We start from the raw sequence: 23,433 nt of genomic DNA on the forward strand, positions 1-23,433 counted from the left end.
AAACTATTTCAACACAATTCGGGAATTGGTACGTTCAACGGAAAGGTGGAATGTTTCTGCGATTACATACAGTATATTATCTAGTGACTCATTGTGAAAAGTAGCGGTGTAGGGTTGACCAGCCACCTGTTTGGAGTCAATCACAATATGAACATCATAAGCTTCATTGAGCACTTCGATAAACTTCCACAAGGGTGTTTCATCACAGACAAAGGTCTTGTCGCGGTAATACTGGTAAAGAACATTGGTTTGCGCTTCTTTGACCATCGTCGAATCAGGGTGCGCAATAGAGACTTTTTCTTTGGGACTGAGCACGATCGTCTGATGACCATTGCTGACCTGCACAGATCCAGTCTCTACCACTACTTCTGTCTTCCCATTCACCGACCGCACATTGAAAGAAGTACCGGTTACCGTAACCGTGACACCATTCGCTTCCACCACGAAAGGTTTTTTCTTATTGGGGACCACACTGAAAAAAGCTTCCCCTTTCAGGGCAACAGTTCGTTTTTCTTCATTATAAGCACCAGCATAAGACAGCGATGAATGCTTATTGAGCGTGATCACCGAACCGTCTGGCAGCGTGTCGACCTGGCTGGCAGTAGTAGCAGCGAGTGTAACGGCGTCATCGCTCTTCACCTGCTGCGAAAAATAATAGATCATAGCAACCACGGCTACCACACCGGTTAGCATCGCCGCCACCTGCCAGCCCGCCAGCCGACGGTTCATCGTGCGCACGATTCCACGATTGGGTCTACGCTCTTCGGCTACACGCTGCTGAAAACGTTGCCAGGCCTTATCCGGATCTACCGTGCTGGTGGCAGCCAATTCGCGGCTACGCTCCCAGATCAACCTGAAGTGATCGTAATACCGCTGGTTGGCAGGGGTTGCCTGGATCCAGGATTCAACCGCCCTGTTTTCAGCAGGACTGGTTTCCCGCAACAGGTATTTAACCAGCAGGTCGTCGTTCATATCGTGTAGATGTTCTTTCAAATCAGGAGTGATTTACAGGTTTAACAGGGATAGGATCACAAACGGTAGAAAATCGATCAGCTTCAATCGCATCAACTTCAGCGCTTTTCCCATCTGGTTCTCCACAGTCTTGATCGACAAACCAAGACGGTCGGCAATTTCCTGGTATTTGAGCTCTTCGAACCTGCTCATCTGAAAAATGGTACGGCATTGCTCGGGTAATTCCTGGAGCGCGGTGCGTAACTTCACTTCCAGCTCACCCAGCAAAACTTTCTTTTCTGCGTTATCGGTATTGTGGTTCATGCGCGCTGTAGCATAGGACTGGTAGGCGGTTTTTACCTTCAGGTGCTTGATGTAATTGAGACTTTCATGGTATACAGCGCGGTACAGGTAAGCAGGAAGAGAGGTTTGGATGGTCAAATGAGCCTTTCGTTCCCAAATCTTATAAAAGACATTCTGAACAAGTTCTTCGGCCATGATATCATCCTTCACAATGGTATAGGCATAGGCATGCAGGTTCTTAAAATGAGTTTTAAAAACATCCTCAAAAAGAGTAGTGCCGCCTTCAGCCCGTTGCTGAATGCTGCCCGTGTCGTTAATTGCCATTCGAACGGTTTGATAACTGCCTCCAAATATACCGGCTTCTGTCAATTGCGCTTTATTACAAGACAACCAGCCAAAGCCTTACCCCTATTCACGGCGCGAAATACCTGAATTAATCCCGAACGGGCGATAACAATTTGACAACTGGTAGTTATGTATGTGTTAAATATCAACACATTGCAATCGAAGTCGAGCCTTTAATTATGGATGCGCTGCAGTTGAACTTCTACATATTCAATGTATCGCTCGCGCGCAATGATCGAGGCAACCAGGTGATCGTGTGTGGTAGATGCCTCCGGCGCAATATCATAAGCCTTGGTAACGGCAGGTGTTGTGGGATCGTTGTTGGCACGCACAAAGTAGATCGTATCCATCTCTGTGAGACCGCCTTTATAATAACGGTAGAAACTTTCATGCTCGGCAAAAAAACGCCTGGACAGGTGTAGTTCATTTTGCCAAAAGCGGTAGATGTCTTTGGGACCGTCTTCCGGAAGAAACAAGGCCGCTTTGTATACAAGGGCGTAATACTCTATCAATCCGGTAAATTGTGGCTTTACCGCTTTAAAGAACCAGGCCTCTTCAATCTCATCGTGGAATTTGTACTGGTGCAGATAGGTTTGCAGCTTTTTCCAGTTCATTTCGCAGGTTCTGAAAGAACATTCGATCTGCTCTTTTTCATTGGTGTGATGCAGCCGGCAGGAGTTCATCTCTTTCAACATCTCTTCGTACAGAAGTTTGCACGTTTCTTTCATAACGGGTCAGGGGGTTATAGGATTGTCGAATCTTCATGGATTTTAAAAAAAGCAGGGAGAGTGAAAACAATCCCTGGTTAACCAAAAGGTCACATGAGAAAATCTACTATTTGAAACAAAGGTTATGGTCTCTTTTCTGTTCCTTCTGTTTGCCCGTGTCCCATCCCGGCAAAACCGGGATAAGGACAAAGCGGACATTGACATATAAGAAGAAACAAAACCCTCCTGTAAGTTCCCGGAACGCCCGCTACGACTGATTTGCCGATAACAGGTTTGCGGGAAGTTCTTTTTTGTTGTTACCAATGATCATCCCGGGTGATGGCATAAAAAAAGCTCACCTGCAGATAAGCCAGGTGAGCCTGAAATTATTTATACATTGCTACTGCAAAATGTTTCAAAGCTATACACAGACTTATCTACCTCCACCCATGAAGAGTAGAGCAGGAATTGGCACCTTCATCCATCATAGCATGCACAATGTCTATACAGCATGATATTTTAGATGGGTTGCCAAGGCGTCATCGGGCCCGTTTTCCCTCAGCCTTTCTTGATAAGCAACACATGAAAAAAGAACATAGCAAATATAGAGAATCCAATTCTTTAAACGCGAAGCAAATCTGTATTTTTTTTGATAATAACCAAAGAAATGGGAATTATACTGCATTATTGAAGGGATAATACCTCATTTTGCGATATATCAATGCGTAGCCACTACATATTAGGGCTAGTTGAGCCGTGCATCGACATCAACCGGTAATCCCAGCAGCTTATTTTTGTATTGGGAAGGCGTAACACCGGTGAACTTTTTAAAAGCCTTGTTGAAAGATACCTTGTTATTGAAGCCTGTATCGAGGGCCAGCGATTCAATCTTGCTATCGTCTCCTGCCGCCAACAGACGTACCGCTTCTTCAACGCGCAGCTTATTGACAAAGTCCGAAAAACCAACACCCAATCGCTCATTGAGCACCTGCGACAATGTGTGTACCGGGATATTCAAACGATCTGCCAGGTCTTTTATCTTGAAATCTCTTTGCAAATACACCTTCTCGGTACTTACCAGCGCCAGCAATTGTTCGCGGACGGCGAGCGCCTTACTTTCATCCAGACTTGAAAATCGGTATTTCTCCACTTGCTCTGCCGGAACGGTAAGGGTTACCGGTGCCACCTGCTGTGCGTGCTGCACATTGAGATAAGCTATCGCATAAATACCCACCGTCGTTAGTAATTTTACGATCACAGACAAGTACAGTGATACTTCAAAGGGAACCAGGGGCCACAACACAAAACTGATGATCTGCATCACCGAATAGGTGGCAAAGAACAACAACACCCATCGCAGGTATTGAATGGTTTTCGCACTGTACACACCGCTACTCCCCCACTTTGAATAAGTGCGGAATTTATAGTAGCAGACACACGTGATCACCACTATATATATCAGCCCCAGCCTTCCCAGTTCGGATACATATTCGCCGTCAGTTCGCGGGAGCGCTATGTGCATGATAGCCAAAATGGTAAAGAAGAGGGTCGGTATCCAGTACAGCCAATACAAACGTGGGCGTGGCTCCAGACCAAAACTGGCCCTGACATACATCAACAGAAAATTAGCCCCTGCTGTTCCTAAGATCCAACCCGCAGCTACTCCCGGATAAGCCGGGTGGAAGTACAGGCTCTTTTCGTAGGTAGCAATAAAGAACAGTACAGCCGCAGAGAACATCAGCACCAGCCAGGCTAATAAATGGTTCTTTACCTGGTTGGTTCGCTGCCGCCACAGTACGACGGTAAGGATAATTCCCTGCAAACCCGCCATTAAGAAAAGGACCTTGAAGAATCCAGGCAATATGAACATAGCATCAGTCATACCCACAATTTCTAATAGTACAGCCTTATGATATTTACCGGCAATATTAGAAAGAATGGTGCTAATACAGGAACCCTTCATACATTTTCACAACTCCTTATTCACCCAGCCACAACTTGAAATTATTAACCCGCTCCCGGCTGATTACAATATCTTCTTCCTGACCTGCCAGGATCTCAACTTTCAACTTCCCATTGAACCAAATCAATATCCTGGAAATGGCAGCATGCGTAATAATATACTTACGGCTGGCCCGGAAAAACATCACAGGAGAAACCATCGATTCAATCTCAGTGATGGTATGCGGCACCACATAATCTTTATTATCAGCGGTTTTGACAAAACAGATCTTTTCCCTGGAATAGAAATACCTGATATCCGCCACCGGCAGGGATATGAACTGGTGCCCTTTACGGATCAGAAAGCGACTGCGGTATTCGGGGCCAGCAGGCCTGGCAGGCGATAATAACTGCAAGAGATCCTGCAGTTGTGCAGCCAGTCCTTGCTGGGCCGGGGCCGTTTCTTTTTCCCGAAACAGGGGCGCTACGATTGCCTGATCATCCTGCCGGATTGTCACAGGCTGTAGCGGGGATAGTGTTGAACTGGAGGAAAGTGTGCTACTCATAAAATTTGTTTTACTAGACCCCTCAAAGGTCATCGTTCACCTCCCGATGGCCATATTTTTGGTCCCCAAACGCGTAAACCATTATAAAGCTTCACACGAATAAGCAGCTTACATCCATTCCTTCCATTTTTTCAGGGGTATTTGGGTAACACGCAGTCCCTTGAGATGCTTAAGCAGCAAATAACAGCAACCATCGTTGCCCGGCAACGATCTCAGCTCAGACACCCCACGAATCAATCCGGAGTTCTTTTAAGTCGTCTCGGTAGCTGAAAACAATGACAGATTGACAACAGCATTGACCTTAAGTGGTTAGTAACCCGGCAAGAATGCGGCAGCAACAGGCAGGTAAAACCGCAAAACACAGGGCCGTACCCGAAACCCCGGATACGGCCCTGCATCGCTTGCATAAGCTAAATATGACTTAACCGTTCTGGTCTTTGTCAGGATTCAGTTGAGGATTGGAGTCGAATTCCTTTTGCGGAATCTTCATGATAAACCGGTTGTCATTGGCGGGAATATTGAACCGGTAAGCAGCCGGGTGATTGCCGGTGCGGATCAACGGAATCTGACGCCGCTTGGCATCCAGCCAATCGAACCCCAGCTCACCATAAAACTCCTTCCGGCGCTCCAACAGGATCTCCGTGATCAGCGCAGCACCGGTATTCCCGGACGCCGTGGCGGCCGGATCCCTGTTTTGCTGTACAGTATACAGAACAGCACCTGCATCACCTTCGCCCAATTCAGCCTTGGCTTCCGCTTCGATCAGGTACATCTCCGCCACACGCATCATGGGCAATGCCTCATTGAAATAGGTCGCCTTAAGCGGCACCACCTCCCCATTGATCAACTCGATTTCATCTTCCGAGTCGGTACCGAACTTATTGGTCGAAAAACGTTGTGCACTGCTGGGGTTACTGCTGGTCAGGAAAAACAAGTTGCGCACATCCGAATTGGTAAAGGTGGCCACCAACGTAGAATTGATAAACAGGTTATCATAGCCAAGACCTGTCTTCTCGAAAAAAGAACTGGGTGTACCATAATACAAGGATTGCCCACCCATATCTGTTGCCTGCGGAAAACCCCAGATGACCTCACTGGATCCCAGGTCATTGTAGCCATTAGCATACGACGCCGCATCGAGCGTATATCCTGTTCTCGCCTTTTGCGCGGCATTCTTCGCATCGGCCCAACGTTTTTGCTCCAGGTAGATACGGGCAGCCATGCCCCAGGCTACATTGATATTGATATCGCTCTTGATACTCCTCGCCGTACCAAGGTGCAGCGTGGCAAATTCAATATCGCTGTTGATCTGGTCAAATACTTGCTTGATCGTTCCCCGGGGCTTACCCGTATTTTCGATACCCGTAGGTTCTGTATACACGGGAATGCCGGGCGCATTCTGATCTTTCAACAACGTGTGCTGAAACTCCCGGATCAATTCAAAATACATCCAGCCGCGTAATGCCCGTGCCTCAGCTTCCAAAGCCGTTTTATCGGCAGCAGAAAGATTGCTGCCTGCCACCCCCTTGATGATGACATTCGCCTGGTTGATATGCTCGTAAAAAAAGCCCCAGGTAAAGATCGTGCGGCGATAGGCAGGCTCGCGGTTTTCCTGGCGATAGTCAAATTGATAAAACCCGCCGGGGTTGATGATATCGGTTCCCTTATTGATACGGGTCAGGTTGATGGAATTGTAACCCCAGGTATCGGTAGAGCCACCAGCTGTATTATCCAGGTTGGACCATTGCCGCCGCATATTGCGGTAAATACCTGTAAAATACGCGCGAACCCCGCTGACGGACTTGAATACATCATCTTCAGACACCGCGTTGGTCGGACGGGGGTCATTGATAAAATCCTTGCTGCACCCTGCACCAGCCAGGCAGATCACCACCAGCAGCCAGCAAACAGGAGTATATGGATAGCGTTTCATAAGCTTACAATTTGAATTCATTAAAAGTTAATTTCCAATCCTCCGGAAATGATCCTGAACACCGACGATTGAGGCCGGGCACTTCCATCCACATTCGTTTCCGGATCAGATCCCTTCTTGAGCCTGCTCCAGGTACCAATATTATCAGCCTGTACATAGAACCGGGCACTCTTGACGATCTTCTGCTGTCTGTCAGGACTAAAAGTGAAGCCCAGCGTTATATTCCGGAGACGTGCATAATCACCATCAAAAAGATAGCGGGTAGAACGTTGGTTGATATCCGTGTTGTTGAGATCCAACCGCGGTACATCGGTCATATCACCCGTTTTTTGCCAGCGCTTAAGAATGTCAGTATGCAACTGATCACCAAAACCAGCGGTAAATCCATGCAGGAGACCGCCGTATTCACCGTCATACAACTTACCGCCCAACGCAAAATTGATCAGGATGCTGAGGTCAAATTTCTTGTACGTCAGGGTATTCGTCCAGCCGCCGGTCACTTTCGGCAAGGCTGTGCCCTGGTAGTAGCGTGTGGCCTCTGCGTAATTATTGGTGATGATCTTTTTACCGGTGGCATTTCCATTGTTGTCTTTCTCATCCATATACCATTGAGGTGCACCTGTAGTAGGATCCACACCCGCCCATTCCTGCATAAAGAAATCATAGAATGAACGACCTACCTCCAGTTGATAAGCCCCGGTGAGCAGTTTCTCCTGTGGCAGCTTTTTGATCGTATTCTTAACAAATGAGGCATTCAACAGGGAGTTCCATTCGAAACTCTTGGATACAACAGGTTTGGTATTGAGCGTAAACTCGATACCCGCATTCACTACGGTGCCTATGTTGTAATCCACAGAAGGAATACCACCTGAAAAAACGAGGGGTTTGGTAAACAGCAGATCGATCGAGGACTTTCTGAAATAATCGATGCTACCGTTGATCCTGTTTTTCAGGATCGCAAAGTCAACACCGATATCCAGGTTACCTTGCTTTTCCCAGGCCACATCCGGATTGCCGAGTTGATCGAGGTAGATACCGGGAGCATTGAGGTTGTCATACCCTCCACTGAAAGTACTCAGGTAGGGAAAATAACTGGTAAGCCGGTTATTTCCGACCTCCCCATAACTGGCACGCAACTTCAGGAAGTCGAGGAAAGCAATATTCTTGATAAAATCTTCTTCACTCAGCAACCATGACACACCGGCTGCCGGGAAAAAGCCCCATTTGTTCCCTTCCGCAAAACGCGAAGAACCATCCCAGCGTACCGTCACTTCCGCAAAATATTTCCCCTTGAAATCATACTTGATCCTTCCCAGCCAGCTGTTGAGGGTTTCCGTGGTGGTACCACTGGTAAGGCCTTCCGTGGTAGCAGCGGTACTGAACTCAGTGAGGCCCGAGAAAGGGAAGGCGATCTTTTGACCCGAAAGCGTTTTATACTGATACTTGTAAGCTTCGGTACTGGCCATCACATCGATCGTATGATCACCAAACGTACGTACATAGTTCAGCATATTGTTCCAGGTCCAGGAAGTGGTGATATCATTTTGCCGGCCGGCACGACCACCTACATTTTGCCCGTTTCCGAATTCAGGCGTCTCATAAGCAAGCGACTCGAAGGTGTACTTATCAATACCGAAACTGCTACGAAATTTGAGGCCCTTGGCCAATCGTATATCGGCATACGTATTCAGGTTGGTTTGATACCGCTGCCGGTCTTCTGTATTTGTATACGTAGTAGCTACCAGGTTGGAAGGCTGCAGGGTATTCCGGTTTACATTGACGGTTCGGCTGGCATTGGGATTACCAAAATCATAGATTGGTTTACCGTCAGCGTCTTTTAGTTCTTCACCGTTTTCACCGCGCTGGTACACCGGGTAAATAGAAGACATCGTACGGTAATATTGGATCACATTCTCAAAATTGGTTCCAGCTTGGTCCGGGTAGTTCTGCCCGGAGAAAACAAAGGCTGTCCTCGCCCCTATCTCCAGCCAGTCTTTCAGGTTGCTGGTATAATTAAAACGTGCGCTGATACGATCGAATTTGGAAGTGATCACATATCCTTCCTGTGTCAGGTAGCCCGCTGAGAAGAAATAACGCGATTGATCACCGCCACCGGTTACGGTCAGGTTCACATCACGCCGCAGCGCATTCGTACGGGTAAGCTCATCTTTCCAGTTGGTATTCCACAACAGGTTGGTGCCAGGTATCAGTTTACCATCACTGCCCACCGGCTTGGCAATACCAAACGGGTTGTACTTGATTTCTCCGATCAGGTCGTCGGTAGCCTGCTGCGCCGGGTTGGGTACACTGTTGTCTACATACAAATTGCGCAGAGCTTCCCACCCTAATTCAAACATTTGTTGCGAGTTGACAGTACTGTATTCGGGCAATGCGCGGGAGGCTACCCCAAAGGAAGAGCCCACAGTAATCAAGGGAGCCATTCCTTTTCTTCCTTTCTTGGTGTTAATAAGGATCACACCGGCAGCTGCGCGGGAACCATACAGGGCGGTGGCAGTACCATCCTTCAATACACTGAAGTTCTCGATGTCATTGGGATTGATCATATTCAGGTTACCATCGAAAGGAATGCCATCAAGCACCAGCAATGGCTCGGCGTTGGCGTTCAAAGAAGCGATGCCTCGTATACGGATCTGTGGATTATCACCCGGCTGACCAGAGTTGTTCACCACCAGCACCCCCGCAGCTGTACCCTGTAAGGCCTGCCCTACACTGGTCACCTGTTGGCGCTTGATGGCTTTCTCATCCACCACGGCGATGGAACTGGTTACTTCACGTTTACGTTGTGTACCATATGCCACCACCACCACTTCATCTAGTTTTTTCTCTTCGGTAGACAGCGTTACATTGAGTGTGTTGTTTCTTCCAATACTGACCTCTTCCACATTGAAGCCAACAAAAGAGTATACCAGCGTGCGTGCATTGGGAGGTACAGAGAGGCTGTACTCGCCATTGTCATTGGTTTGGGTACCGGTTGGCCCATTTTTGATCGTTACGGATACACCTGGCAGTCCGATCCCGCCCTTGTCGGTCACTTTGCCGGTAATGGTCCTGGACTGAGCCCGTAGACCCGTACTGGCGCACAGCAACCATACGGCAATTAATAAGGTTCGTCTCATACAGTATAGCTTTGTTTGTACCAAAACTATCGAGTACAGCAAGCTATCCAGGTAACAAATACATACAACATTTACGTACTTGATAAGTAAGATCAGTTCGTTTGGGCGATCGCAGTGAAATCACTGCCATGCCAGATCGAAACACGCAGTGATGAATGGCATTTTTAGTCCTCCCAACAAACCATTGCGCAGGATGAGGCATGCAGCGGACTATAAACATGCCATAAATTCCCATGACAATTTTATGTAATGACATTATCATGGTAATAAAGAGAAGAATATTAGTAAGTTATCAGAACATTCAAATTTTTAGTTATCTTGTATCAGCAGCCGTTACTTGTTGAATGGCATGGCACCCGGATAAATGGGGTCTGAAAATAAAAAAGCAGGTGGTAGAAACCACCCGCGAGTCACATGAGAAAAATTCTATTACCGCAACTAATTGTAGTGATCCAGGGATGAGTTGCGATAGGAATATACCAGAGATCCCCGGAGTAAGTTTTATCCTTCGGCCTTTTGCCGAACGATTTTTGAATAATGTAATGGCTGTTTGTGCAGGATATCCAGCAGCAATTCAAAGATGTCGGCATCCCGGAAATTGTAGCGGAACTCTGTTTCCTTCACATGCAGATAAAGGGTATTTCCATTAAGGCCCCGGAACTTCACCAGGCGCGCTTTCAGCATACCCCAGAAAAGATCGATCTCATCGATATGCGATCTTCCCCGTACACTTCCATTGGCACCTGTTTGCAGGCGCAGCAGACGAACATTGTTGAAGTCTGCAATTCCATTGTACAGATGCAAATGGTGTTTGTGCAACACTTCTTCATCCGCATCGACCCTGCCTTTCAGCCAGTCATACAACCAGCTGCTGTCTACACAAGGCATCTTGTCGGTGTAAATGTTGTCTTCCTTTTTAAAAATACCGTAGAACGATTTTTTACCAGAAATAACATGGTTTTCGGGGCTATGGCCGATACCATTTTCCATGGGGAGAAAGGCAACGTCTCCATACCGGAAACGAAGGGGATTCTTTTCTTCGCAAAACCGCGCAATGTGGGTGCGAATCAATTTAAAATAGGCGTTCACCGTAATCCGGCTTATACCGGAGATGTTTGCGATTTGCGTAGCGGTGAGGTCTTCGCAAAACAATTTCAATAGCTCCCGCACTTTCCGCTCGGAAAGGTGGGCGCCTTTAAGGTATTTGTTTTTCATGGCGCTAGCTGGGTGTTAAGTACGATACTCTACGTAAATAAGACAATTTTTATTTTAACCAGTTTGTTAAATTATTACAAGCGGCCAATGCAGCGGATGTATGCACCGAACTGCATTTCTACTTATCATGACTAACCGACTAATTGGGTAGAATAAGGAGATCTCTCATGTGACGTAAGTTGTTCTTCCGTGCTAAAACAACAGCAGCCTGCTTATGGCGGCTTTTACTTTCTCCGGATCAGGAAGGGCGGCTTGCTCCAGTTGCATGTTCATGGGTATGGCTGGGATTTCAATACACCCCATGATATCTATAGGAGCATCAAGCCATGTAAAGCAGTTTTTTGCGATACGGCCTGCAAGGGCCTCAGCAAACGAATTATAGCGATGTTCTTCAGTTAATACTAAACACTTGCCATGCTTTGCCACCGTTTCGAAAACCAATGCCTCATCGAGCGGATACAGTGTTCTCAGGTCTACGATTTCTACCTGGCCAGGAAATGACCTGGCAGCGGCTTTGGCCCAGTAAACACCCATTCCATAAGTAATGATGCAACAGGATTCGCCACGTTCAACGGTATGGGGTGCGGCAGCAAGTACGATATTACCTTTTCCCAGGGGAAGAACATAATCCCGGTCAGGTTCAGCCATTTTTGCATCTTCAGTGCCGGGCACTTTACTCCAGTAAAGGCCTTTGTGCTCCAGCATGATCACGGGGTTGGGATCGAGGAAGGCAGCTTTCATCAGCCCCTTCATATCAGCCGCATTGGAAGGATAAACAATTTTAATCCCTTTTATCGACAACAACGTTGTTTCAACACTGCCGCTATGATAGGGCCCGCCACCTCCATATGCACCGATCGGTACCCGGATAACCGTTTGTACCGGAAACTTTCCACAGCTAAGGTAACATGATTTGGAGATTTCTGTTACAAGTTGGTTGAAGCCGGGATAAATATAGTCTGCGAATTGTACCTCCACGATGGGTTTAAGCCCAACAGCACTCATGCCAACGGTGGATCCTATGATATAAGCCTCCTGAATGGCCGTATTGAACACCCGATGATCGCCAAATTGCTCCGCCAGCGTGGCCGCCTCCCGAAATACACCACCCAGGCGCCGGCCGACATCCTGACCGTACAAAATCGCTTCCGGATGATCTTCCATGATCTCCCGGATGGCAAATAAGGCAGCGTCGACCATCATGATCCGGTTGCCGCCACCCAACGCTAATTCGCCGGTAGGCCCTGCGGTTGGCAATCCGGTCTCCTTCCCCAGCCTGTTACCCACTTCCTGGGTCACTGGAGTAGGTTTAAAGACGTGATCGGCCACCGTCCTGACATCTGGCTCGGCTGCTGCTGCAGCCTCCTGAAAATGGCTCGTAACCGCCTGGGAGGTTGCTTCTTCGATAGCCAACAGCTCCTGTTCGGGTATCCCCCGGTCGATCAGTGACTGCCGAAGCTTGGGCACCGGATCATCTGTCAGGTGCTGCTGCCAGTCGGGCTCCGATCGGTAAAACTCTTTACGTACACCGCTCGTATGATGCCCCAGCAAGGGTACCCTGGCCTGTACCAGGTAAGGTGTGCGGTGTTGCCGTACATATTGCACTACCCGGCGCATAGCATCATAACTCTCTTCAAAATGGCTACCATTGATCCGCACGCGCTCCAGTCCCGGAAAGCCGGCCGCATAATCATAGGCATCCATCGCCCGTGCCTCACTGGCGCTGACACTAATGCCCCAGTTGTTATCCTGCACCAGGTAAATGATGGGTAATTTTTTGAGTACTGCCACCTGCAACGCTTCGCTCACCTCCCCTTCCGTCATGCTCGCATCCCCCAGCGAGCAGATCACCACCGGCAGTTCGCCCTGCGCGCCCCTTGTTAGCCTGTCTGGCAAATGATCACCCAGGTATTGAATGCCCTGTGCCAGGCCGGTAGTCGGTATCACCTGCATGCCCGTAGCACTGCTCTGGTGAATAATGGTGGGCTTATCTGCCCCACGGTAATTGGGATGCGAATAGTATTCCCGGCCGCCGGTAAACGGATCATCGGCCTTGGCCAGCAATTGCAGCATCAACTGATAGGGAGAAAAACCCAGCCCCAGCAAAATGCTTTCATCACGATAATAGGGGCTTATGAAGTCGCAGGGTAGTAATTGAAACGCAGTAGCCAGTTGAATCGCCTCATGGCCACGGGAAGTGGAATGCACATATTTGCAGATCGAACGGTTGGCCTCATAAGTCCGGGCCATAGCCCCGGCCGTACACATCAGACCATAGGCTTTAAGTAAGATATCGGGATGTATCATGGCAAGCAACAATAGATGGAAAATAGTAAAAAAGGCCATTCCGCATCTACGAAATGGCCTCTTACTGTATCATGAGATCTTTTCTTATTTGATTTCTACACTCAGCAGGCTATCATCTTCGATAAACCCTTCCAGCTCATCACCTACTACACATTCACCTACACCTGCGGGTGTGCCAGTGAATACGAGATCACCAATATTGACGGAGAAGTAGTTGGAAATATAAGCCACTACTTTATCAAAATTGTTGATCATCAGGCCCGAATTGCCCTGCTGTACCAACTCTTTATTCTTGTAGAGACAAAAATTGATGTCCTTTTTATTCTTGATATTCTGCAATGGGATCCATTTACCGATCACAGCAGAATTATCCCAGGCCTTAGCTTTCTCCCAGGGTAAACCCTTTTCTTTCAACTCGTTTTGAATATCACGGGCAGTAAAGTCGATACCGCAGGTTACTGCATCGTAATATTTGCTGGCAAACCGGTCCTGGATATATTTTCCATTCTTGGATATACGCAACACCAACTCACATTCATAATGAAGTTCATTGGTAAACTCGGGATAATAAAATGGAGTGTGTGCCTGCAATAAAGCACTCTTGGGCTTCATAAATATGACAGGTTCGTCTGGAACCTCGTTACCCAATTCTTTTGCGTGAGCCACAAAATTACGGCCAACACAGAAAATTTTCATACTCAACAAAGGGTTTAACTGAGATAATTGTTTTCAAGTTTCATAGCCTGGAAAGGCAGGGGGTACAGGTTCACAGGAATATCAGATACTAAAAAAATAATACCCGGTAAGGATATTATTGGCGAAAATAAAGATTGAAATTAACAAATCATAGTGGAAACTCCAATTTATTCGCTTCATTCATAGTCCTTTCGATACCAATTGTAGCAAAGCTTTCAACGATCTCGACACATTTTTCTGCCTTTTGTTTTACAACTGGTAGTTCATCCGGTGCCCACCTGCCCAATACAAAATCAACCTGGCGTCCTTTGGGATAATTATTACCTATACCAAAACGCAAACGAGGATATTGATCCGTTTGCAAAACCTCCTGAATACTTTTTAAACCATTGTGCCCCGCATCACTACCAGAACCACGCATACGCAACTTGGCAAGCGTCAGGGCCAGATCATCTACAATTACCAATACATTGTTTAACGAAATCTTTTCCTTGTCCATCCAATACTTCACAGCTTTTCCGCTAAGGTTCATGTAGGTCGTTGGCTTGATAATTATCAATTGCCGGCCCTTCCATTTTGCTTCCGCCACTTCAGCCAGCCGATCTACTCTAAACATCGTACCATACTTTGCAGCCATGGCATCGGCCACATCAAACCCGATATTATGACGGGTGCCCGCATACTCGGCTCCAATATTACCCAAACCAACTATCAGGAACTTTGACATCGAAAAAGTAGTTAAAATAAACTGTACGTCCTATACTCACATCGTGGTATTCTTTTCCGGGCGAAAAGAAAAAAAGCCCGGAAAGGATACCGGGCTTTTAATATAGTTTGCATTACTGCAGTACTTACTTCTTGGCAGCTGGCTTTGCAGCGGCGGCAGCAGGAGCCTTGGCAGCAGGAGCAGCCTTCGCACCTTTCGCAGCAGGAGCAGCATTCTCTTCTTGCTTCAGCTGACGAGTCATTACAACAGACGCGATAGGAATACGGGCAGAGTTGAGAATTTCGTAGTTCTCAGCTACCACGTCTTCTACGCGGATGTTACCATTCAACTCCAGGTTGGTCAGATCCACCTCGATGTTCTCTTTCAGGAACTTGGGGAGGGTCTTAATCTTGAGCGATTTGATCTTCGTGATCAACTTACCACCGGCTTTAACACCAACAGAACTACCTACGAATTTCAAAGGCAATGTAGCGATCACTGGCTTGTCTTCTACCAACTCCAGGAAGTCGATATGAGCGAGAGAATCGTCAACCTTATCAAACTGGATATCCTTCAGGATAGCTTTGTAAGTTTTACCATCCACCTTGATTTCAGCTAATAAGAACTCAGAAGTGTAAACCAGCGATTTAAAAGCCAGCACAGGAGCAGAAAAATTGATCTCCTCAGCACCGCCATAAATTACACTGGGTACCTGACCCTGAGAGCGGAGTTGGCGGGCGGCTTTCTTCCCGGTTCCGGTCCTCAGTTGGCCTTCAATTGTAATTGATTTCATTGTATATGTATTTAAAAATTCCGTTTTTGAAAGATCGCTTACAGCGACCTGCTACTTACTGATTTCTCCGCTGACTGTGGATGAACAACCCCGTAATACTTCTATTTTCATATGCATTCCGGATAGCCACCGCAAACAATTCAGCCACACTCAACACCTTGATCTTCGATATCTTCTGCTTCAGCGGGATCGTATCGCACACCACCAGTTCTTCCAACACACTGTTTTCGATATTCGAATACGCATTGCCACTCAACACCGGGTGTGTACACAATGCTCGTACACTTCTTGCCCCCTTCTCTTTCAACAACCCGGCCGATTTGGCCAGTGTGCCGCCGGTATCACAGATATCATCGATCAATACCACATCCCTGTTCGTCACATCACCGATCACTACCATGCTGGCGATCTCGTTGGCCCGCTTACGGTGCTTGTCGCAGATCACCATTTCAGCATTGAAATAGGACGCGATTTCCCGTATCCTGTTGGCGCTACCCACGTCAGGGGCCGCAAAGGTAAGGTTTTCAAGCTGAAGTTGCTGAATGTAAGGGATAAATATCGCTGAGCTATCCAGGTGATCCACCGGAATATCGAAATAACCCTGGATTTGAGGCGCATGCAAGTCCATGGTAATCACACGGTCAGCGCCGGCAGCCACCAGCATGTTCGCGATCATCTTGGAACCGATCGCTACCCGGGGTTTATCTTTCCGGTCCTGGCGGGCATACCCATAATAAGGAATGACGGCCACCACCTTGTACGCTGAAGCCCGGCGGGCTGCATCGATCATCAGCAACATTTCCAACAGGTTTTCCGCAGGTGCGAAAGTACTTTGGATCAGGAAAACCATGTCGCCCCGGATACTTTCCTGGAAAACAGGCTGAATTTCCCCATCGCTAAACCTTGAAATTGTAATTTTTCCTAATGTAATCCCGTATTTTCGGGCAATTTTTTCGGCGAGATACTGTGATCCAGTACCTGAGAAGACCTTGATAGAAGTTTGCATACCGCTTAAATGTGCGGCGAAGATATAACGAAGGAAAGGGATTTAATAGCCCGCGGAGTGGAAAAGTTTTCCTTTCGCAATGTGCATAAAAGGCGTATCCTGAACCGCGCCCATTAGAGGGACAAACGATTCAGAATACGTTCAAAAACCTTCTCCGTGTTACTGGAAATGGTACATTATCTTTTGAATGACAGTTATTTAGTGACCGTCAGCAATACTTGCTGACCAGTACTGGCAGCAGCGGTTTGCGTAATGGGTGTTTCACTTTTACGAACGAGGGATGTTTTGGGGTTGAGCACATGAAAGATAGCGGAGCAAATGAAAATGGAAAAAGCCAACGCTACGCAATACATGCCGATGCAGAACAGGAACGGCTGATAGCCGCCAATTGCTAAAAATGTAGTTTTCCTTTGCATGGGATCGTGGATTAAGTTTTCAAAAGTTAGGATCTCTTTAACAATAACGACAGACAGGTAAGCTTATTACCCACTGTGGATTACTATTACAGGGGGAAAATTAACAGATACTTATCATTCATGCAACCGAAAAATTACCCGATCAAAGAATGGGCTTTAGAGGACCAGCCAAGGGCAAAATTCCTTAGTAAAAATCCCATGGACCTGAGTACCGCCGAATTGCTGGCGACCATTATCGGTAATGGACCGCAGGGAAAATCGGCCATGGACCTGGGACACGAGGTCATGAGGTTGAGTAAAAACGACCTGAACAGGCTTTACAAGTTGACAGCCAAGGAGCTAATGAAGATCCATGGCATTGGCGAAGCAAAGGCGGTGTCCATCCTGGCTGCCCTCGAACTCGGTCGCCGCCGGCATGCCGCCGACTATTTCGACCGGGAAATCGTCTCCAGCAGCCGCGACGTAGCCACTTATATGCGTACGATGCTGCGCGACCAGCTTCGGGAAGTATTTGCTGTATTGTACCTAAGCGTATCAAACCGCGTAAAAGACTTTGATTATGTAAGCCAGGGAGGTTTGACAGCCACCGTAGTCGATCCGCGCGTCATCATCAAAAAAGCACTCGAGGTCAACGCTGTCAACATTATCCTTTGTCACAACCACCCTTCTGGCGGTTTACAACCCAGCCTATCCGACAGAATGATCACCCGTAAAATCATCGATGCCGCTAAATTATTCGACATCCAGGTAATCGATCACCTGATCGTCAGTGAAGAAGGGTATTACAGCTTCGCCGACGACGGGCAGTTATAGGCAGCCACTACCACCAGTACAGCATCTATACTACCCGGCAGCAGTCAAGGTAGGAGCAAAAAAATCCCCTTGGCAGCCAGCCAAGGGGTACAATATCAATGAGTTAAATAAATTATAGGTTTCACGTAGCTACGCCTGTGCCGTAGGTCCACCGAAATTCATCGGCAGCTGCACCTCTTCCAGGTCCTGGATCTTGCCATTCAGCGACTCGAAACGATTGACATTCTCAGTGAGCGCTTTCATGAACCGTTTAGCGTGCTGGGGAGTCAAAATAATACGTGACTTCACGCGGCTTTTCGGAGTGCCGGGCATTACGTTTACAAAATCAATCACAAACTCAGCATGCGAATGCGTGATGATCGCCAGGTTGGCGTAAACACCTTCTGCAATCTCTTCGCTGATCTCGATATTAAGCTGGTTTTGTTGTTGATCCTGATTGTCCATTTGTACGCTTTTTGTGGGCAGTAAAAGTAACATACATTCCTTAATACGCCTATTAATGTTTGAACAAAAAAGGGCTACCGGTTGCTGGTAGCCCTTTCAATAGTAATAAGTTACATTATTTCAACCACCACATTTTGGCGTAGTTGTCATCTTTTCCACCCAAATCGGCCACCGCCTTGTCATAGTTCGCTTTGTTAAGCGAAGATTCGGTTGTCGGATAACCGATCCGCAATGGAATCCCCCGGGCATCCACCGCATCGGTCGCAGCCGTCAGTTTGGGAAAGCCGGTCCGGCGCCAGTCGTTCCAGGCTTCCCAGCTGTTGAGATAGGCATGCACCCATTTTTCCGTCATGATCCGTTCATGCCCGGTTGCCGCGCTATACACTACTTCCGGCAAAGCGATATAGGCGTTGTATTTGGTTTGGTCAAACACGCCATATTGCTCCCACGATGCCTTGATGGCATCCTTATACAAGGACTCTGCGCCAGCCTCGTCAACAGCACCGGTATACCCCAGCTTGGCCGCCTCTGCCCGGCAAAACAATACCTGCGCATAGGTGAAGAGCGCCAAGGGCGATCCCTGATCTTTAAAATAGGCGCCGATACGGCTGTAAGCTGCCGGTATATTCACGGCTGCATTGCGGCCATAGGTCAATCCCTTCACGACTCCACCAGAAAGCACCTCACCATAGACCGGCAAGCGTGGGTCACTTTTAGCCGACATATAACTCGTAAGCGTCGTGCTGATGGCATAGTCATTCCGGTTGCTGACGTTGTAATTATTGTACCACGGATTGTAGTTATTAGGATCACCGGCTACAAATTTATACAAGATGTTTTGACTATTGCTCGTAATGACGCCTGCTGCAATAGCAGCTGCATATTCCGTTTTTCCTTTCGCCGGATCAGCTTTCGACAAGCGAAGTGCCATCACCATCCGGATCGTATTGGCAAAACGTTTCCAACCATCATTATCGCCCTTAAACAGGAAATCCCCGGTCACATCCGATTCGTTGTCTTTGAATTGCGCCACCGCTTCGGTCAGCTCCTTGAACAAATCGGTATAGATCGCTTGTTGCTTATCATACGCAGGGGTAAAATTATCACTCCCCTTCAGTGCTTGTGAATAAGGGATATCGCCCCAACGATCCGTCATCAACAGATAAAAATAAGCCTTCAGGATACGCGCCACCGCAATCTGGTTATTCTTACCGCCATTGATACTGGGGCTGGCGGCTTCATTCCCGTCATTGTTGTAATTGATGATCGTCTGCAAATTGTACAAAGGCCCATTGAGGTTGGAAGGAGGCGTTACGTTGCCGGATCCCGCATACCAGGCGGTAAACGACAAATTCCGGTCATTGTACAAAGAAGGTCCGGGATAAGGCCCTTCAGATAAATGTTGCACATACAAGGCAGCCAGGCGGCTCGATGCGATATTGCCAAACACAAGATCCGGCATCGCCTGCAGCGAATTGGTGAGCAAACTTTTGGTTGCCGCACTTTGCAATTGCGTAGGATCGACATTTGTATCCTTGAACTTATTACAGCCTGCCAGCAGCAGGGTAATACACGATATGCTGAGTATTTTTTTCATCTTTATACACTTTAAGGTTTACACCAGGACGTTTAGAAACTGACACGAAGATTGGCACCGATCTGGCGGGTAGCAGACAACTGCCCCCCCTCCCGATAAAACACTTCCAGCTCAGAAGGATCTACACCGTACTTCTTGGTATTGGCCCAGATCAGCCAGGCGTTTTGTACGATGATCCCCAGATTAACACTCTTGGCAACCTTCAGGTGCCGCAACACGCTAACGGGTAGACTGTAGCCAAATCTCACCTCACGCAGTTTGATATAAGAAGCATCGAGCAATACATTGCGCGCATCCATCTGGCGGGCAGTATACCAATAAGCGCGGGCTGCTACATACCGGTTGTTGACAGTTCCTTTACCATCATTGAATACACCGGGTATCAGGATGCCACCACTACCTGTGTTGCCATTGGCAAACGTCCAGGAGCCGGGATAGTCCCGCCAGTCATGTCCCTTGTCATTCAAACCAACGGTTTCCTCCGAAAGGCCCGCCCCGGTGTTGAAGTTCCTGGTCTCCGAATAGAAAAGGCCGCCGCTCTGAAAATCGATCGAGAAAGTAAGATCAAAGCCTTTAAACTTCATGGCATTGAACATACCTCCCGTCCACTCGGGTAATACCTGGCCGATATCCTGGTTGATATCATACTCAGGCAAGCCGGTAGATGTTTTTGTACCGGCGGAATTCACACTGTAATTGATCAACGTTTGCCCGGTGGCGGGATCTGTACGCCATTTACGACCTACATACATGCCCCACTCAGCATCCACACGGTGTTCAAGTCTTGTATCGTATCGATTGGTAGCATACAGGTAAGTAGGCAACCCGGGATAGAGCTCCTTTACCTTGTTGCTGTTACGCGCCCAGTTGAGCGTAATATCCCAGGAGAAATCCCTGGAAGCAACCGGCGTGGCGTTCAAGGAGATTTCGATACCCTGACTTACAATCTTACCGGCATTGATCTGCACAGAAGAGAATCCACTGGAAGAGGAGACATCTACGGGCAGGATCTGATCGGTATTGTTGTTCTGGTACACGGCAACATCCAGTCCGAAACGGTTGAAGAACCGCAACTCAATCCCCGCCTCATAGGCACTCGTGAGTGAGGGCTTTATCTCTATCTTCCCACCACGCAGCCGGTCACCGATGGCTGTAGATGGATTGCTACCATAGAAAGATCCGATATTGATAGCTGTGTTCAATTGATGCGGGTCAAGATCCGAACCCACCGATGCATAAGACAGCCGCAGCTTACCAAAGGTCAGCGTATTGGTTACGCCCGACGTCTTCAGCAATTCGGTAAAAATAAAGCTCGTGCTGACAGAAGGATACAGGTAAGAATTGTCATTGACCGGTAAAGCAGAAGACCAGTCGTTGCGCAAAGTACCTTCCAGGAAGATGATATCATCATACCCAACCGATACCTTACCATAGATACTGTTCACCCGCTTCTTGGCGTAAGAACGCAGGGCCGTAGGCCGTGAAATTGACGCCCGCAGGTCAAAATAGTTGGGCGCACTCAAACCACCAGCCGTCGCCTCCGACAACTGACTATAATATTCCTGGCGGATATTGCCCCCGACCAGACCATCCAGGGAGAAAACACCAAACTTGTTCTTGTAGTAGAGGTTCGACTCATAGTTCATTTCACGGTAGTTGTTTTGCAACAACTCGTAACCATCCAGGTTCAGGCCGCCGGTGGCTACCCGGAAGTCGTTTTCATTACCATAGCTGTTGATACGGGCGTAAGACTGTAGGTTCCAGTGATTGTTGAACTTGATATTGAGCCCTACGTTACCGACCAGCCGGTTGTTACGCTGTGTGCCGTAATTTTCGTTGACGACAAAGTATGGATTGTCCCAATACTGCGGTACACTGTACTCGCTGAATACGCTGGTGGCATTGGGATCACCGATATTCCAGGAGTTGAGGCTGCCATCACTTTCCCGGTAGCGTTTCATACGCTTGATGTCCAGTTGACGCTGAAACCACTGGTTGAAGTTTTGCTGAATATTCAACCCGTCGAGCCGGTAGCCTTCCAATGGTTTACCTTTTGTATTGGAAGCACTGTAAGTGATGTCCGTCGATACGGTAATGTATTTACCTACATCAACGGCCCCGTTCACCCCAAATTGGTTTTGGTCTCTTTTGGAGTTGGGCAATACCAGTGTTCTGTTTTGATTGCCATAGGTAGCCCGGAAGTTGTAGGTTTCACCACCGCTATAGAAACTGATGCTATTGTTCAGGTTCACACCCGTTTCAAAGAAGTCTTTCACGTTGTTGGGCTGGGCCACCATCGCGAAGGTTTTGCCAAACTCATCACCGGGATACCAGCTGTAATAGGGCCGGTATTGCGATCCGTCGATCTTGGGTCCCCAGCTTTCATCTGCTCCGTACTCCAGCATCCTTTGTCCTTCAAAAGAGGCCCAGGAGGCAGGATGCTTCGATGGATCATAACGGAAAATATAATAGCCCTGGTCATCGAGGTAATCGCCGCCCGTCCAACCTGAGGGATTCAACGACCTTTTACTCGTGTAGTTCGACGAATAGCCACCTGCATATTGGTTTTGATAAGGTGGGATAATAGAAAGCTTCTCCATCGTGACACCCAGGTTCACGTCTACTCCACTCACTCTTTTACGGGTGCCTTTTTTCGTTGTTATGATCACAGCGCCATTGGCAGCCCGCTGACCATACAGCGCCGTTGCTGCCGGCCCTTTCAGCACAGATATATTGTCAATGTTATCCATGATCACAGCGCTTTGACTGGTGATGGTACCATCGACCACAAAAATGGGCGGTTGAGGACCAAGACCCGTAACACCACGGATCAGGATCTCCGCATTGTCGTAGGTGGAACTGGGTGAACCTACGAGTTGCACACCCGCTACTTTACCCGCCAGCGAAGAGCTGACGTCGAGCGATTTGGCAACCGTTACGTTCTCCCCTTTCACTTCCTGTACAGCGTACCCAAGGGCCTTCTTTTCCCTTCTGATACCCATGGCGGTAACAACCACCTCATCCATGGCACTTACCCGCTCTACACGAATAGCCGCCATGTCGCCGGAGCCTACGGTATATTCGGCAGGCTTCATGCCGACCGCCGTAACGACCAATACGTCGCCGGAAGCAACATTGATCTTAAAACCGCCATTTTCGTCTGAGGTAGTTCCTACTTTGGAGCTTTTAACAACAACAGAGGCAAAGGCAACGGGACTGCCAGTGATGTCTGTGATTCGCCCGGTGAGTAACCGGGTTTGTGACAGTGCCGGATATGCAATACACACCAGCACCGCAAGCAGTGGAAGAATTTTTCTCATGTGACTTGTTAATTTTGGTTTGAACTATACTAAATATAATAAAATTCAACGCCTTTAGCAAAAAATTAACAACTATTCCCTAACGCATATCCGCTGTCTACCCAAATGTGAGGAAATAATATATATTCCGTTAGTCTCTCTAACGCTTACACGCACGAATCGGGATATAACTCCTAATGGCGTCAGACCTTTGCAACAAACGTTCAATTCGCAGCGCCAACCTATGTTGTAACAACA

Annotated in this window: 18 protein-coding genes and 1 riboswitch; of the genes, 1 reads left to right on the forward strand and 17 read right to left on the reverse strand. The window is 47.8% G+C overall.

From position 1 onward, the window contains the following. Positions 1–3: 3 nt before the first annotated feature. The 14 genes from P2W70_RS28265 to P2W70_RS28330 all read right to left on the reverse strand — a co-directional run bounded on the left by P2W70_RS28265 (position 4) and on the right by P2W70_RS28330 (position 17,022). Positions 4–993 (reverse strand): FecR domain-containing protein, encoded by a 990-nt coding sequence (locus tag P2W70_RS28265; RefSeq protein WP_276484930.1) that lies wholly within the window; start codon positions 991–993, stop codon positions 4–6. A gap of 12 nt (positions 994–1,005) precedes the next feature. After that, a complete protein-coding gene (locus tag P2W70_RS28270; RefSeq protein ID WP_276484931.1) occupies positions 1,006–1,578 on the reverse strand; it encodes an RNA polymerase sigma-70 factor in 573 nt (190 codons plus the stop codon). A 194-nt stretch (positions 1,579–1,772) separates the two neighbouring features. After that, complete coding sequence (locus P2W70_RS28275) at positions 1,773–2,327, reverse strand: RteC domain-containing protein (RefSeq protein WP_276484932.1); 555 nt, start codon at positions 2,325–2,327, stop codon at positions 1,773–1,775. A gap of 409 nt (positions 2,328–2,736) precedes the next feature. Then, positions 2,737–2,884, reverse strand: a riboswitch (SAM riboswitch). 167 nt (positions 2,885–3,051) lie between these two features. Further along, a complete protein-coding gene (locus P2W70_RS28280; RefSeq protein WP_276484933.1) occupies positions 3,052–4,188 on the reverse strand; it encodes a helix-turn-helix domain-containing protein in 1,137 nt (378 codons plus the stop codon). Positions 4,189–4,285: 97 nt separating this feature from the next. After that, positions 4,286–4,813, reverse strand: coding sequence for a LytR/AlgR family response regulator transcription factor (locus tag P2W70_RS28285; RefSeq protein WP_276484934.1), 528 nt, complete (start codon positions 4,811–4,813; stop codon positions 4,286–4,288). Between the two features lie 421 nt (positions 4,814–5,234). Further along, positions 5,235–6,746 carry a RagB/SusD family nutrient uptake outer membrane protein gene (locus P2W70_RS28290; RefSeq protein ID WP_276484935.1) on the reverse strand — a complete coding sequence of 504 codons (1,512 nt, stop codon included), beginning with the start codon at positions 6,744–6,746 and terminating at the stop codon, positions 5,235–5,237. Positions 6,747–6,766: 20 nt separating this feature from the next. Continuing rightward, positions 6,767–9,883: a SusC/RagA family TonB-linked outer membrane protein gene (locus P2W70_RS28295; RefSeq protein ID WP_276484936.1), complete on the reverse strand. Its 3,117-nt coding sequence runs from the start codon at positions 9,881–9,883 to the stop codon at positions 6,767–6,769. Positions 9,884–10,384: 501 nt separating this feature from the next. Beyond that, positions 10,385–11,098, reverse strand: coding sequence for an IS1595 family transposase (locus tag P2W70_RS28300; RefSeq protein WP_276484937.1), 714 nt, complete (start codon positions 11,096–11,098; stop codon positions 10,385–10,387). 192 nt (positions 11,099–11,290) lie between these two features. Next, complete coding sequence (locus P2W70_RS28305; protein ID WP_276484938.1) at positions 11,291–13,405, reverse strand: alpha-ketoacid dehydrogenase subunit alpha/beta; 2,115 nt, start codon at positions 13,403–13,405, stop codon at positions 11,291–11,293. Between the two features lie 84 nt (positions 13,406–13,489). Continuing rightward, complete coding sequence (locus P2W70_RS28310; RefSeq protein WP_276484939.1) at positions 13,490–14,101, reverse strand: fumarylacetoacetate hydrolase family protein; 612 nt, start codon at positions 14,099–14,101, stop codon at positions 13,490–13,492. Between the two features lie 148 nt (positions 14,102–14,249). Then, on the reverse strand, positions 14,250–14,828 hold the full coding sequence (pth, locus tag P2W70_RS28315) for an aminoacyl-tRNA hydrolase (RefSeq protein WP_276484940.1): 579 nt from the start codon (positions 14,826–14,828) through the stop codon (positions 14,250–14,252). Between the two features lie 124 nt (positions 14,829–14,952). Further along, positions 14,953–15,600 carry a 50S ribosomal protein L25 gene (locus P2W70_RS28320; protein WP_276484941.1) on the reverse strand — a complete coding sequence of 216 codons (648 nt, stop codon included), beginning with the start codon at positions 15,598–15,600 and terminating at the stop codon, positions 14,953–14,955. Between the two features lie 55 nt (positions 15,601–15,655). Continuing rightward, positions 15,656–16,606: a ribose-phosphate pyrophosphokinase gene (locus P2W70_RS28325; protein ID WP_276484942.1), complete on the reverse strand. Its 951-nt coding sequence runs from the start codon at positions 16,604–16,606 to the stop codon at positions 15,656–15,658. A 194-nt stretch (positions 16,607–16,800) separates the two neighbouring features. Continuing rightward, positions 16,801–17,022 carry a hypothetical protein gene (locus tag P2W70_RS28330; protein ID WP_276484943.1) on the reverse strand — a complete coding sequence of 74 codons (222 nt, stop codon included), beginning with the start codon at positions 17,020–17,022 and terminating at the stop codon, positions 16,801–16,803. Positions 17,023–17,142: 120 nt separating this feature from the next. Here P2W70_RS28330 and radC point away from each other — a divergent pair, with 120 nt between their 5' ends. Beyond that, entirely contained in the window at positions 17,143–17,835 is a 693-nt protein-coding gene (gene radC / locus P2W70_RS28335) for a RadC family protein (RefSeq protein ID WP_276484944.1), read from the forward strand. A 129-nt stretch (positions 17,836–17,964) separates the two neighbouring features. Here radC and P2W70_RS28340 read toward each other — a convergent pair whose 3' ends face one another. The 3 genes from P2W70_RS28340 to P2W70_RS28350 form a co-directional block, all read right to left on the reverse strand. After that, positions 17,965–18,279 (reverse strand): DUF3467 domain-containing protein, encoded by a 315-nt coding sequence (locus P2W70_RS28340; protein WP_276484945.1) that lies wholly within the window; start codon positions 18,277–18,279, stop codon positions 17,965–17,967. A 115-nt stretch (positions 18,280–18,394) separates the two neighbouring features. Beyond that, entirely contained in the window at positions 18,395–19,876 is a 1,482-nt protein-coding gene (locus P2W70_RS28345; RefSeq protein ID WP_276484946.1) for a SusD/RagB family nutrient-binding outer membrane lipoprotein, read from the reverse strand. A 32-nt stretch (positions 19,877–19,908) separates the two neighbouring features. Further along, positions 19,909–23,196 (reverse strand): SusC/RagA family TonB-linked outer membrane protein, encoded by a 3,288-nt coding sequence (locus P2W70_RS28350; protein WP_276484947.1) that lies wholly within the window; start codon positions 23,194–23,196, stop codon positions 19,909–19,911. Positions 23,197–23,433 lie beyond the last annotated feature (237 nt).

This window comes from Paraflavitalea pollutisoli, from assembly GCF_029360705.1.
Lineage (GTDB): Bacteria > Bacteroidota > Bacteroidia > Chitinophagales > Chitinophagaceae > Paraflavitalea > Paraflavitalea pollutisoli.